Below are 13032 nucleotides of genomic sequence, written 5' to 3'. Positions count from 1 at the left end.
GCCCGCCGTGGCCCGTGCTGCAGGCGGCCTCCGCCGCCGCCGAGGCCCTCGCCGCGCTGGGCACTCTGGCCTCCGACGTGCTGACCCTGCAGCGCCCGGAGATCGGAGAGCTGCGCGAGCCCTCCGCCCCAGGCCGCGGAGGCTCCTCCGCGATGCCGCAGAAGCAGAATCCGGTGCTCTCGGTGCTGATCCGCTCCGCCGCCCTGGCCGGACCCGGACATCTGGCCACGCTCCACCAGGCCGCCGGCGCCGCCGTGGACGAACGGCCCGACGGCGCCTGGCACGCCGAATGGCCAGCCCTGACCGAACTGCTGCGCCTCACCGGGGGCGCGGCGCCCGGGCCGCGGAGCTGTGCGAGGGCCTTCAGGTGTTCCCCACCGCGATGAGTCAGAACCTGGACGCCGCGGGCCCGGGAGTGCTCGGCGAACGCCTCCTGGCCCGACTGGGCGACGCTCACCCGGGCGGACCGGCCGGGCTGAAGGCGCTGCTGGCCGAGGCTGCGCGTGATGAGTCCGACCTGACCGTCCGGCTGCGGGAGAAGCTCCCGGCCGAGACGATCAGCGACGACGAGCTGGCCGAGACGCTGGACCCCCACCGCTACCTGGGCCGCTCGGCGCAGCTGATCGACGCCGCACGGGCCCGGTTCGCCGAGCTGCGAGCGGGGCTCTCCCCCTGACGCCACGGCCCCCGACGCCTCGGCGTCGCACCACCCGCCACACCCCACTGACCAACCAGCCATCACAGGAAGAGTCGATGACGCAGACCCAGGGATCCCTCACCCTCACCCCGACCCTGCTTGCCGGCCGCATCGAGGACCTGACCTCCGGCGAGCGCCCGCTGCTGCTGGTGGGCCCTTCGTTGGGCACGAGCGTCTCGGCGCTCTGGGGGCCCGCGGTGCCTCACCTGCAGGAACGGTTCGTCGTCATCGGCTGGGATCTGCCGGGTCACGGGGCGAGCCGGCCCTCCGACGGTCCGTACACCCTCCAGGACCTGGCCGACGGCGTGGAGGAGATCCTGGCGGGAGTGGTCGCCGAACACGGAGTGTCGTCGTCGACCCCGGTGCTGGCCGCCGGGGTGTCCATCGGTGGAGCCACCACGCTGGCCCTGGCCCAGCGGCTGGGGACCCGCATCGACCGGCTGGCCGCGATCTGCACCGCCGCCCGGATCGGCACCCCGGAGGGCTGGGCCGAGCGGGCCGAGCTCGTGGCCCAGGCGGGGACCCCCACGATGGTGGAGGGCTCGGCCCAGCGGTGGTTCGCCCCCGGGTTCATGGCCGAGCACCCCCGGGTGGCCACGTCCCTGCTGCAGTCCCTGCAGCACGCCGACCGCCACAGCTACGCCCACGCCTGCCACGCCCTGGGCGCCCATGACCTCACCGGCCGTCTGGACCGGTTCACCCGTCCTCTGCTGGTGATCAACGGCGCCGAGGACACCGTGTGTCCGCCGGCGGATGCCGCGGTGATCGCCGACGGCGCGGCGGCAGGCTCCGTACCGGTGCGGGCGGTGACGCTGCCCGACGTCGCACACCTGGCCCCCGCCGAGGCCCCCGAGGCCACGGCCCGACTCCTGGAGGAGCTGCTCGATGACTGACCCCCGCCCCACACCCGCTGAAGACCCCTACGCCGCCGGCATGGAGGTGCGCCGCGAGGTGCTCTCGGATGCGCATGTGGACCGCGCCGAGGCGAAGAAGAACGCCTTCACCGAGGACTTCCAGGAGCTGATCACTCGCTACGCCTGGGGCAGCATCTGGACCCGCCCAGGCCTGCCACGCACCACACGCTCAGCCATCACGCTCACCGCCATGATCGCCGGCGGCTACTGGGAGGAGCTGGAGATGCACATCCGCGCCGCCCTGCGCAACGGCATGACTGCCGACGAGATCAAGGAGGTCTTTCTCCAGGCGGCCATCTACTGCTCCGTGCCGGCGGCGAACGTCGCCTTCGGCATCGGCCAGCGGGTCATTGCCGAGGAGCTCGGCGGGGACTGAGCATCGAGTGGCCACGAATCCCGCCATCTGCCCGATGCCACGCCGCAGATCGGGTCGAGATGCCGGGGTTCATGACCACTCGATGACGGTCAGGCGATCTCCGGGCCGGTGAATCGGGCCGAAGGCCGGATGATCTTGGAATCCTGCGCCTGCTCCAGAATGTGCGCCGACCACCCCACGACACGACCCACGGCGAACGTCGCCGTGAACATCTCGCGGGGGATTCCACATCGCTCCATCAGGACCGAGGCGTAGAACTCAAGATTGGCGTGCAGCGCCCTGCCGGGCTTGAGCTCCGCCAGCACCCTCTCGGCGGCCTGCTCGAAGTCCAGGGCCGCCTGGACACGCGAGCCGCCGAGGTCACGCACGAACTGCTTCAGCATCTGTGAGCGTGGGTCGACCGTGCGGTACACGGGATGGCCGAAGCCCATGATCCTCCGACCGGCCGCCACCTCTCCGCGCAACCACTGCTCACTGCTCCCGCCTGCTGCGTCGGCCGTGTCCAGAGCGTCGAGCGCCCGAGACGGCGCACCCCCATGGAGAGGACCCGTCAGAGAACCCAGCGCTCCGGCGAGACAGGAGGCGACGTCGGCACCCGTGGAGGCGATCACCCGCGCGGTGAAGGTGGAAGCGTTGAATCCGTGCTCCATCGCGGCGACGAGGTAGGCGCTCAGAGCGCGCTCACACGCCGGATCCGGGACGACGTCGGTGACCTGCTGGAGATACCGTCTCACCAGCCCGGGGGCAGCAGCGGGCCCATCAGCCTCTCGGCCCTCACCCCGTCCGTCCTTGAGCCGGTGGAATGCCGCGAGCAGTTCCGGAACCAACGAGACGAGCACCACGACATCCTCCATCCGCTGCGCCTCGTCCAGGTCATACAGAGGCCGCATCTCCAGCTCCTGCGACACCATCGGGAGCGCGGCCTTCAGCCCCGACACGACGTCGAGCCTCCGCGGGGCGGACGCGGAACCGACGGCGCGGCTCACACGGTCCACCAGTCCACGATGCTGCCGCTGCGTGCGCGAGGCGACATCGCGCAGCGTCGCCCCCTCCGACGCGGTCCCGCAGACCAGCAACGCCCAAGCCTCTTCGAATGTGGCGGTTCGGGCCATCTCGATCGCCGACCGATCGCGATACTGGTAATACCCTTCATGCCCCCGGACCCGGCTGATGCGCGTCTCGGTGACAGCGACATTCGTCAGGCCGCGAGGGACGTCGATCAGTGTCTCGTCCATCCGGTCACCACTCATGGCACGCTCCTTCTCCTCCGACTGATGGATGCGGGATCATGGTCTGGCGTGACGATGGCCGAATCAACGTTGATCGGATCAACATGACCCCTCAGGATGGGCCCCGCAGACTGACCTCCGTCGAGGTCGCCGGACGCCTCGGCATCAAGGTGGAGACGCTCTACGCCTATGTCTCCCGGGGCCGGATCAGCTGCACTCGCACCCAGGAAGGTTCACTGTTCGACCCCCTCGAGGTGGAGGCGTTCGCCGCCAGGAACCGACCCCGCCCCCTGCGCCGCCACGGAGCATCGACCGCCAGGCCGCTGATGGTCCTGGACACGGACCTCGCGCTGGTCGAGGACGACGAGCTGTACCTGCGAGGTCAGTCCGCCAGCGATCTGGCCCGGACCAGCACAGTGGAGCGGGTCGCCGCATGGATCTGGCACGGTGACTGGGAAGCCCCTCTGTCGTCGCCTCCGACGACAGACCTCGCACAAGTGGCGACGCTGCTGGCATCGCTGCCTGCCGGGGCAGATCGCATCGACCAACTCCAGGCCGCGGCGATCGGACTGGGCACCACCGACCCGGGACGCGACGAGATCTCCCAGGGGGCGCTGCAGCGGGCAGGCGCCCGATTCCTGCACGGCGTTCCCCGACTTCTCGGCGACCCCTTCACGCCGGGCGTGGAGACGCGGTCGGTAGCTGAGACACTGTGGCTGGCCCTGACGCCCCATCCCCCGCGCCCGGAGCACGTGCGGGCCGTGGATGCCGCGCTGATCCTCACCATCGACCACGATCTGGCCATTTCGACTTTCGCGGGACGGATCGCCGCCTCAGGCCGTGCCTCAGGCTACGCAGTGCTCTCCGCAGCACTGGGCGCCTTCGCCTCACCCCTGCACGGCAGCATCAGCGTGACGACCGTTCAGCTGCTCCGATCGGTTCTCGACGGAGCCGCTCCGGAGGATGCCCTCAGGACGGCCGTCCGCAGCTCGGCCGCCCGACTGCCGGGATTCGGCCACTTCCTCTATGCCGACGGCGACTCACGAGCCACCACCCTGCTGGAGCTCATCCCGGATCTACCCCACGGAGCCGAGGTGACGGCCGCCGTCACCGACCTGACGGAGGTCGTGAACAGGCGCAGCAGCCAGCACCCCAACATCGATCTGGCGCTGGCCGCGCTGGTCCTCGCTGCAGGCATGCACGAGGGCGACGGACCTCTGCTCTTCGGGCTAGGTCGGTCCGTAGGGTGGATCGCGCATGGGCTCGCAGAACAGACGGAGAGACCCCTGCGGCTGCGTCCCCAAGGCCGCTACACAGGCCCTTGATCAGTGGATGGGGTCAGGCGTGCAGCTCGCGCAGGGCGGGCTTGCGGATCTTCCCGGAGGCGGTGCGCGGCATCTCCTCGACGAACACCACTGACTTGGGGATCTTGTAGCGGGCGAGTCGGCCCTGCAGGTGCTCGATGATCTCCTCCGCCGTGATCTCGTGGCCTTCGCGGACCACGACGACGGCGCGGGGCACCTCGCCCCAGCGGTCATCCTCGACCCCGATGACCGCCACCGCGGCGACGGCGTCGAGCTGCGCGATCTCCTGCTCCACCTGTGCCGGGTAGATGTTCTCCCCACCCGAGATGATCATGTCCTTCAACCGATCGGTGACGTACAGGAACCCCTCATCGTCCAGGCGCCCCATGTCCCCGGTGTGCAGCCAGGTGCCCTCGCCGGTCTCGTCCAGGGCGGCCGCAGTGGCGTCCGGCCGGTTCCAATAGCCGGAGACCACGTGGGGACCCTGCACCAGGATCTCCCCCACTTCACCGGGGGCGCACCGCTCGCCGTCGGGGCGGACCACGCGGACGTCAGTGTGGAAGTGCGGCAGTCCCGCGGAGCCCTGCTTGGCCCGTGAGTGGGAGGGCGGCAGCATCGTAGCCCCGGGAGCAGTCTCGGTGAGCCCGTATCCCATGGTGAATGCCATGCCACGGTTCTCGTAGGCGTCGAGCACCCGCGCCGGCACCGCCGACCCGCCGCAGGTCAGCGTGCGCAGCGACGACAGGTCGGTGGACTCCCAGTCCGGGTGCTCGCAGAGCATCTGATAGGTGGTGGGCACCCCGGACATGTTCGTCACCCCGTGCTCCCGGATCAGCCGCAGGGCCCGTCCCGGATCGAACCGGGTCTCCAGGATGACGGCGCCACCCTTGAGCAGCACCGGCAGGGTCCCCTGGCTGAGGGCGGCCACGTGGAAGAGCGGGGAGATCATCAGCGCCACGTCCCGACTGGTGATGTCGTAGTCGGTGATGACGTTCAGCGCGTTCCAGTGCAGGTTCCCGTGGCTGAGCATCGCACCCTTGGGCCGCCCCGTGGTGCCCGAGGTGTACAGGATGACCGCCAGGTCCTCCTGGGCCACCGGCACCTGGGGCCGCTCGTCAGCTCCGGAGGCCAGGACCGGCTCATAGGCCTCCAGCACCGGCCGCGCGGAGACCTCGGCGCCCAACTGCTCGTCGGCCAGGTCCTCCAGTTCGGCGGGCACGGTCTCCTCGCCGACGATCAGCACCCGCTCCACCGGGGTGTCTGGGCAGCTGACCAGACCCTGCCGGCCGAGCTCGGCGGAGCAGACCAGCGTCCGCGCCCCGGAGTCCTGCAGCTGGAAGGCCAGCTCCGGGGGCGCCAGCCGGGTGTTCAACGGCACGAACACCGCCCCCAGGCTGCCCGCGGCGAAGAGGCATTCGAGCACCGAGGGGGCGTTCTCCCCCAGGTATGCCACCCGGTCTCCCGGCCGCACTCCGCGCTCGGCCAGGGCCTGAGCCAGCCGGTCGATGCGGGAGGCCAGCTCCCCATAGGTGAGGTCGCCGGCGGTGCTGAACAGGGCGGGCCGATCAGCCATCCGGACCCGACGTCGGTGGATCCAGTCCCCCAGACCGTGGTTGATCATGTGTGGCTCCTCCTCAGTCGACGAAGTAGATCTCCGACATCTCCGGCACCTCGCTGATGAATCCGTACTTGACCATCAGTGCGGCGACCTCGTCGATCTCCTCGGTACGGATCTCCGCCTCGAACTCCTCCATGGCGATACTCATCGCGGCCTCTTCGGGCATGTCGATGAAGTCCACGAGCAGCTCACGGGCGCCCTCTTCATCGGCCTGGGCCGCCGAGAGCGCCTCGCGCATGGCGTCATGGAAGGCCTGGGCGACCTCCGGGTTCTGGTCCACGTAGTCTCCGGAGCTGAACGCCACCATGGTGGGCATCCCCGGGACGGCGTCCTGGAAGGAATGACCCACCAGATGATTGGCGTCATCGCTGAGCGTCTGGGACATGAACGGCTCCGGCACCCAGATGGCGTCGACGTTGTCCAGCTCCAGCTGCGCAGGCATGTCCGGGAAGGGCATCTCCGTGAAGGAGACGGCCTCCGGGTCGCCGCCGGCGTTCTCCACCGACTCCATGATGGTCAGGTCTCCCTGGGTCTGCAGCGCGTTGATCGCCACAGAGGCGCCCTCCAGGTCGGTCCAGTCCTCGATGCCGCTGTCGGCCTTGGCGATGACGCCGGCGACGTCGTCGCCCTCAGCCCAGGAGTTCGTATAGCCGGAGACGATGCGGATGTCCAGACCCTGGTCCGCGGCATTGAGCACGGAGTTCGGGTTGCCGATGCCGAACTGGTACTGCTGGGTGCTCACCGCCGGGAGCATCGCGGCGCCGGCGTCGGCGTACTCGAGCTCGACGTCGAGCCCGTGCTCCTCGAAGATGCCGTGCTCGATGCCGTAGTAGATCCCCACCGACGGGGCGATCGGCAGCACGCCGACGGTGACCTCGACGAGCTCCCCCTCGGGGATCCCCTCCTCCGAGGCGGTGCCGTCGTCTGCTCCGCAGGCGCTGAGTGCGAGCAGGCCGACGGCGGCAGCACCCAGAGCGCGGGGGCGGGGGCGGCGAGTGGTGGTGGTGCGGGCGGTGGTCATGTCTTCTCCTCAGATGTGCTCACGGGAACGGCCGTGCTCAGGCATAGAAGCGGGCCAGGAATCGGGCGACCAGCGCCGGGCGCTCCTGCCCCTCGATCTCGAAGGTGGCGTCCACGGTCAGGTGCAGCCCACCGCCGGGGAGGATCGCGACGTCGGCGACAGTGCCGTGCATCCGCACCCGGGTGCCGACCCGCACAGGGGCGGTGAACCGGACCTTGTCCAGCCCGTAGTTGACCTTGGTGGTCACCCCGGTGACGTCGAGCAGCTCCCCCCAGCACGGGATGATCAGCGCCAGGGTGAGGAACCCGTGGGCGATGGTTCCGCCGAAAGGCCCCTCGGCGGCCCGCTCGGGGTCCACGTGGATCCACTGGTGGTCCTCGGTGGCGTCGGCGAAGGTGTCGACCATCTCTTGGGTGACCGTGCGCCACGCGGTGGTGCCGAGGTCAGTGCCTGCCAGGTCTGCGGCCTCCTCGAAGGTCACCACGGTCTGCGATGCGGTGGTGGTCATATGCTCTCCTTGCTGTCGGCGTGCTGTGGGCGTGCTGTGGGGGTCATGCGAGGTGCTGGGCAGGATGCGCTGCGGTCAGGTCAGACGAAGGCGCTGTGTCCGGTGACCGCACGCCCCACCAGCAGTGCGTTGATCTCATGGGTGCCTTCATAGGAGTAGACGGCCTCCGCATCGGCATGGAAGCGGGCGACGTCGGACTCCAGGGTGATGCCGTCGCCCCCGCAGACCTCCCGGGCCAGGGCGACCACGTCCCGGAGCGCCAGGGCGGTCTGCATCTTCGCCAGGGCGGAGGTCTCCTCCCGGTAGATGCCGTCCTGCTGCTGCTCGGTCAGCCGGACCACCAACGCCAGGGAGCCGGTGAGCTGACCGAGCATCCGCGCGATCTTCTCCTGGATGAGCTGGAATCCCGCCAGGGGCCGGCCGAACTGCTCGCGGCCTCCGACCTGCCGCAGCGCCGCCTCATAGGCCCCGGCCATGGCGCCGACTCCCATCCAGGCGACGTCGGAGCGCATCCGGCGCAGGCACCGGGAGACGTCGGCGAAACCGTCGATGCCGGGGAGCCGGGCGTCGTCGGGGACTTCGACCCTCTCGTACCGGATCTCCGCATTCTGCATGATGCGCAGAGAGGCCTTATGCCTGATCACCCGGACATCGACCCCTGGTGCCTCACGCGGCACCAGGAAGCAGCGGATCCGACCGTCCTCGGCGTCCCGGGCAAAGGTGGCCAGCACGTCGGCCCGGTCGGCTCCGCCGATCCAGCGCTTGGCGCCGTCGAGGATCCAGCCCGTGCCGTCGGGGGAACGGGCAGCCGTGGTGCTCAGTCCACGGGCCACATCGGAGCCGTGCCCCGGCTCGGTGAGGGCGAAGACGCCGGTGAGCTCATAGCTGCGGATCCGCTGATCCAGCTCGGCGGCGGTCTCTGGATCACCGCCGATCCGGCAGAGCGTGCGGAACAGGCTGGCCTGGGCATTGAACCAGGTGGCCACGGAGAGGTCGCAGCGGGCGATCTCGAAGCTGATGAATCCCCGCATGATCTCCCGCAGGGGCTCACCGGCCCGGGCCAGGGCCGGCGGGTCCATGAGGCGCAGACGAGTCAGCGGCGCAGTGAGCGCCTCTGGCAGGCGGGCGGAGTCCCAGGCTCGGCCAGCCGGGGGCGGACCTCGGCCTGAAGCACCGCGTGCAGCTCCTCCAGGACGGACTGCTCGGTGGAGGTGAGCCGCTCGGCGAAACCATACAGGTCGGCGTCGAGGCCTGCGGCGTAGCCTCCGGGCGCGGCGCCGGGCTGGCCCTCGAGACTCATGACCGGCTCCCTGCGGCAGCTCCGGCGGCCCCCAGCCCCAGCAGCGCCACCGCGTTCTCCTTGAGGATCAGCGGGCGGACCTCGTCCTTGATGGGCAGCTCCGCAAAGTTCCGCAGCCACTTCTCCGGGGTGATCAGCGGGAAGTCCGTGCCGAAGAGCAGCTTCTCGGCCAGTACGGTGCTGGCCAGACGCACCAGGGATTCGGGGAAGTAGCGGGGGGACCAGCCGGAGAGGTCGATGAACACGTTGGCCTTATGGGTGGCGATCGAGTTGGCCTCCTCCTGCCAAGGCACCGAGGGGTGGGCCATGATGATGGTCAGTCCCGGGTGGTCGGCGGCGACCTCGTCCAGCAGCAGCGGGTTGGAGTGCTTTAGCTTGATCCCCCCGCCGCCGGGGAGTCCCGCGCCCATCCCGTTCTGCCCGGTGTGGAAGACCGCGGGCAGCCCGATGTCCTCCAGCTCCGCCCAGAGCGGGCGGAAGGTCTCCTCGGAGGGGTCGAAGGCCTGCACGGAGGGGTGGAACTTGAATCCTCGGACCCCGAGCTCCTCGGCCTGGCGGCGGGCTTCGACGACGGCGGCTCGGCCCTGGCGTGGGTCCACGGAGCCGAAGGGGATCAGCACGTCCCGGTGGCGCTGACAACCGGTCACCAGGTCGTCGATGGAGTTGGGGCGATGCCCGAGGGCCGTGGTGGCGTCCACGGTGAAGACCACCGCGGCCATGGCCGCCCCCCGGTAGAGCTCGGCGATCCGATCAATCGACGGCGTGCGGTCGGTGGTCCTGAAATAGACCGCGGAGGCGTCGAAGAACTCATCGGGCAGGGCGCGATGTCCACACTCGTCCACCTCCAGGTGCACGTGCATGTCGATGGCGGTCACCGCATCGGGATCGATTCCGCAGTCGTATCGCATGGCCAGCTCCTCCCGAGCCCCTCAGGCCGGGTCCGGCCGGAGGGACTCGGGCAGCTCCGGCATCGACTCGCCCACCGGCTGCAGATCGGCTTCGATGAGACGGCGGCCGGCCTCCTGCAGCGCCCCCACGGTCCAGCCGCCGTCGTGGAGCTCCTCGACCACCGGCTCCGGATGGCTCCAGAGCTGCAGCCTGTCGCCGCCGATCCCGATGGCCTGCCCGGAGATCCCCTGGGCCTGGTCGGAGGCCAGGAAGGCGATGAGTCCGGCGACGTCGTCGGCGGTGCCGAAACCGAGGGTCTTCCGGAAGAAGTCCGGCATCGGCTCGCCACGCTCATCGGCCTCGACCGCCTTCTGGAAGTAGGGGACGGTCTTGGTCATCGCGGTGGCGGCCACCGGGATGACCGCATTGACGCAGACCTCGCTGCGCCGCATCTCCAGCGCCCAGGTGCGCACCATCCCGACGATGCCGGCCTTGGCGGCGGCGTAGTTGGTCTGCCCGAAGGTGCCGCGCTGACCGGTGGGCGAGCCGATGCAGATGATCCGCCCTCGGACCTGCTGGGCCTTGAAGTGCGCGTAGGCGGCACGGACGGTGGTGAAGGTGCCGCGCAGGTGGACGTCGATGACGGCGTCGAAGTCCTCGTCACTCATCTTCAGCAGGGAGCGGTCCCGCAGGATGCCGGCGTTGGTGACCAGGATGTCCAGGCCGCCGAACTCCTCCACGGCGGTGGAGACCAGCTGCTCGGCCGCCTCGGCGCTGCCCACCGGCGCCACACAGGCGGCCGCCCGGCCGCCCTCGGACCGGATGCTCGCCACCGCGGACGCCGCGGCTTCGGCGTCGACGTCGTTGACCACGACGGCGGCGCCATGCCGCGCGAGCTCCTGCGCATAGGCCAGGCCCAGTCCGGCGCCGGATCCGGTGACGATGGCCGTCTTTCCCTCAAGCAGCACATCGGCTCCTCTCGTATCCTTCGACAGGTAGGCTCCCCTGTCATGTGTGGTACATCACAACCGATACCATTGAGAAAGTCAATGGTTGTCGATCACCACATGTCCGATTCGCCCCAGAGAGGCCCGATGACCCCGGAGAACACCAGCCCCGAGCAGCCCAGCCCGGAGAACACCAGCCCGATGACGACCGGACCCGAGAGGACCGACTCGGAGAAGGCCCCCGGGCCTGCCGTCTCCGCCGCAGAGTCCGGCCGCCGACGCGACGACATCACTCGGTTCCATGACACGCCCCTGGCCCAGGAGGCGGCGTTCCTCATCGCTCGGGTGCGGGGGCTCGGCAATGCCTCGGCGAACCGTCGGCTGGCCCCATTGGGGCTCAAAGTGCGGGACTTCGCCGTGCTGTCCATGGCCTGCTCCGAGGCGCGGCCCTCCCAGCGCGAGCTCGGCCGGTTCCTGGACCTGGACCCCAGCCAGGTGGTCGCGCTGGTGGACCGGCTGGAGCGCCGCGGTGCGCTGCGCCGGGAGGTGGACCCTCGGGACCGCCGCTCCAAGATCTTGGTGGGCACGCCGGAGGGACACCGGCTCCTTGAGCAGGCCGCCGAGCAGACACAACTGGCCCACGAGGAGCTCTTCGCCTGCCTCACCGAGCAGGAGCGTCAGGAGGTCCTGCGCCTGCTCTCTGCCGTGGTCTTCGCCGCCGACCGGGCCGGCTCCTGAGGGAGCCGCCGGTCAGACCCGCGTCGAGGGGTCCTGCACAGACTCGGGGTGCTGCACGGTCACGGGGTGCTACCCGGCGGCGCCGGTGCGCAGCGGCGTGCCCGCGCCCCCGGCAGGTTCCACCGGAGACTCGGGGGCAGGTTCCGGCGCAGGACGCGGCAGCAGGAACACCGCCGCCGCACCGAGGACGACGACTCCGGCCACCGCCCCGTAGAGCTGCGCGGGCGTCCAGGCCAGGTCCAGCAGGCGCCGGCCGCCAGGGGTGCAAGGATCGCTCCGGCACGCCCGACGCCGATCGCCCAGCCGACCCCGGTGCTGCGCAGACGCGGCCCGTACTGGGCGGGAGCGAGCGTGTACAGCCCGGCGATGCAGCCGTTGATGAGCGCGCCGATGAGGATTCCGATCACGAAGGCCACCGGCATGAGCGCCGTGGCGGCGATGAGCACCGTCATGGTCGCTGCGGAGAACAGCAGGAAGCAGACCAGCACCGTCCGGGCCGCCCAGCGGCTGGCGCACAGCCCGAAGAGCACCGACCCCACGGCGCCACCGAGGGCCACCATCATGCCCAGGTTGGCGCTCTGCTCCCGGCTCAGCCCGGAGGTCTCCAGCAGAGTGGGGGTCCAGGAGTTCGCGAAGTAGAAGCCGAACATGGTGCAGAAGAAGGCCGCCCAGAGCAGCAGCGTCCGGCGCCGCCGGGCGCGCGGAACAGGTCCCCGATGCGCCCGGCAGCCTCCATGCCGTCCCGGGCGGCGTGCGGATTGCGAGCCAGCTCGGCGTCCACGGCGTCGAGGTCGTGCCCCATCCGGCGGGCCAGCTGACTGATCCGCGCGCGGTCCTTCTGCCGGGCCCTGACACGGAGGAAGTCGATGGATTCAGGCAGGACGGCGATCAGCGCCACCAGCACGATCGCCGAGAGCAACGCCCCGGCCACGAACACGCCCCGCCAGCCGAATCCCTCCTGGAGGGACACGGCGGCCAGACCGCCCAAGGTTGCGCCGACCCCGAAGCCCGCCGCGTAGATGCTCACCGCGAGCCCTCGCCACCGGGCGGACGAGTACTCACTGACGATCACGGTGGTGCACACCAGCACGCCGCCGACGCCGAGCCCGGTGACGAACCGCCAGATGCCCACCTCCAGAGCGGAGCCCGAGACGGCCACCAGGGCGGGGCCTATCGCAGCCAGTGCCACGGAGACCAGCACCGTGGGACGACGTCCCACCTTGTCCGCCACCGGACCCAGCACGAGCGCTCCGACCGCCATGCCGACCAGGGCGGCACTGAGCAGCAGGCCCAGCACGGAGCCGCTCAGCTGGAGCTCCTCACCGACGGCGGCGGCGGTGAAGGCCAGGGCCATGACGTCGAAGCCGTCAAGGATGTTGAGCACGACGCACAGCCCCACGATGAGCCACTGATAGGACGTCATCGGGGCCGCGTCGATGCGGGCGCGCAGATCCATGGGGTCTTCCTTCCGGGGCGACGGGCGTCAGGGAAC

16 protein-coding genes are annotated in these 13032 nt (G+C 70.2%); 6 read left to right on the top strand and 10 right to left on the bottom strand.

Annotated elements, in window-relative coordinates; genetic code table 11:
• The 4 genes from BCY76_RS18680 to pcaC form a co-directional block, all read left to right on the top strand.
• Positions 1-386, top strand: a 386-nt coding sequence (locus BCY76_RS18680; RefSeq protein WP_272896846.1) for a lyase family protein, incomplete at its 5' end; no start/stop codon positions are given.
• Entirely contained in the window at positions 383-676 is a 294-nt protein-coding gene (locus BCY76_RS18675) for a hypothetical protein (protein ID WP_085437766.1), read from the top strand. The genes BCY76_RS18680 and BCY76_RS18675, both read left to right, overlap by 4 nt.
• Before the next feature lie 77 nt (positions 677-753).
• Positions 754-1590 carry an alpha/beta fold hydrolase gene (locus BCY76_RS12675; protein ID WP_083277501.1) on the top strand — a complete coding sequence of 279 codons (837 nt, stop codon included), beginning with the start codon at positions 754-756 and terminating at the stop codon, positions 1588-1590.
• Positions 1583-1987: a 4-carboxymuconolactone decarboxylase gene (gene pcaC, locus BCY76_RS12670; protein ID WP_070160193.1), complete on the top strand. Its 405-nt coding sequence runs from the start codon at positions 1583-1585 to the stop codon at positions 1985-1987. Before BCY76_RS12675 ends, pcaC begins: the two co-directional genes overlap by 8 nt.
• Before the next feature lie 89 nt (positions 1988-2076).
• Here the strand turns inward: pcaC and BCY76_RS12665 are convergent, their stop codons facing one another.
• Positions 2077-3237 carry a citrate/2-methylcitrate synthase gene (locus BCY76_RS12665; protein WP_070160191.1) on the bottom strand — a complete coding sequence of 387 codons (1161 nt, stop codon included), beginning with the start codon at positions 3235-3237 and terminating at the stop codon, positions 2077-2079.
• An 83-nt stretch (positions 3238-3320) separates the two neighbouring features.
• Here BCY76_RS12665 and BCY76_RS12660 point away from each other — a divergent pair, with 83 nt between their 5' ends.
• Positions 3321-4541, top strand: a complete 1221-nt coding sequence (locus BCY76_RS12660) for a citrate synthase (RefSeq protein WP_070160207.1) — start codon at positions 3321-3323, stop codon at positions 4539-4541.
• A 13-nt stretch (positions 4542-4554) separates the two neighbouring features.
• On the opposite strand, the gene BCY76_RS12655 is transcribed toward BCY76_RS12660, so the two are convergent.
• The 7 genes from BCY76_RS12655 to BCY76_RS12630 form a co-directional block, all read right to left on the bottom strand.
• Positions 4555-6141: an acyl-CoA synthetase gene (locus BCY76_RS12655; RefSeq protein WP_085437765.1), complete on the bottom strand. Its 1587-nt coding sequence runs from the start codon at positions 6139-6141 to the stop codon at positions 4555-4557.
• 13 nt (positions 6142-6154) lie between these two features.
• Complete coding sequence (locus BCY76_RS12650) at positions 6155-7159, bottom strand: ABC transporter substrate-binding protein (RefSeq protein ID WP_083277499.1); 1005 nt, start codon at positions 7157-7159, stop codon at positions 6155-6157.
• A gap of 37 nt (positions 7160-7196) precedes the next feature.
• Positions 7197-7667, bottom strand: coding sequence for a MaoC family dehydratase (locus BCY76_RS12645; RefSeq protein WP_070160189.1), 471 nt, complete (start codon positions 7665-7667; stop codon positions 7197-7199).
• Between the two features lie 80 nt (positions 7668-7747).
• Complete coding sequence (locus tag BCY76_RS12640) at positions 7748-8746, bottom strand: acyl-CoA dehydrogenase family protein (RefSeq protein ID WP_336582309.1); 999 nt, start codon at positions 8744-8746, stop codon at positions 7748-7750.
• Between the two features lie 14 nt (positions 8747-8760).
• Positions 8761-8967 carry a hypothetical protein gene (locus BCY76_RS20495; protein ID WP_336582307.1) on the bottom strand — a complete coding sequence of 69 codons (207 nt, stop codon included), beginning with the start codon at positions 8965-8967 and terminating at the stop codon, positions 8761-8763.
• Positions 8964-9881 carry an amidohydrolase family protein gene (locus tag BCY76_RS12635; protein WP_070160185.1) on the bottom strand — a complete coding sequence of 306 codons (918 nt, stop codon included), beginning with the start codon at positions 9879-9881 and terminating at the stop codon, positions 8964-8966. Before BCY76_RS12635 ends, BCY76_RS20495 begins: the two co-directional genes overlap by 4 nt.
• Before the next feature lie 15 nt (positions 9882-9896).
• Entirely contained in the window at positions 9897-10823 is a 927-nt protein-coding gene (locus BCY76_RS12630; RefSeq protein ID WP_070160183.1) for an SDR family NAD(P)-dependent oxidoreductase, read from the bottom strand.
• Positions 10824-10949: 126 nt separating this feature from the next.
• Here BCY76_RS12630 and BCY76_RS12625 point away from each other — a divergent pair, with 126 nt between their 5' ends.
• Positions 10950-11540: a MarR family winged helix-turn-helix transcriptional regulator gene (locus BCY76_RS12625; RefSeq protein ID WP_237090133.1), complete on the top strand. Its 591-nt coding sequence runs from the start codon at positions 10950-10952 to the stop codon at positions 11538-11540.
• 59 nt (positions 11541-11599) lie between these two features.
• On the opposite strand, the gene BCY76_RS20005 is transcribed toward BCY76_RS12625, so the two are convergent.
• Positions 11600-12217, bottom strand: a complete 618-nt coding sequence (locus BCY76_RS20005) for an MFS transporter (protein ID WP_272896847.1) — start codon at positions 12215-12217, stop codon at positions 11600-11602.
• A complete protein-coding gene (locus BCY76_RS20000) occupies positions 12130-12996 on the bottom strand; it encodes an MFS transporter (RefSeq protein WP_201791131.1) in 867 nt (288 codons plus the stop codon). The genes BCY76_RS20005 and BCY76_RS20000 overlap by 88 nt, the downstream gene beginning before the upstream one ends.
• Positions 12997-13032: the final 36 nt, after the last annotated feature.

Origin of the sequence: Nesterenkonia sp. PF2B19 (genome assembly GCF_001758425.2) — a bacterium.
Lineage (GTDB): Bacteria > Actinomycetota > Actinomycetes > Actinomycetales > Micrococcaceae > Nesterenkonia > Nesterenkonia aethiopica.
Note: the sequence above shows the minus strand (reverse complement) of the source record. Positions and strands in the feature narration are given on the sequence as shown.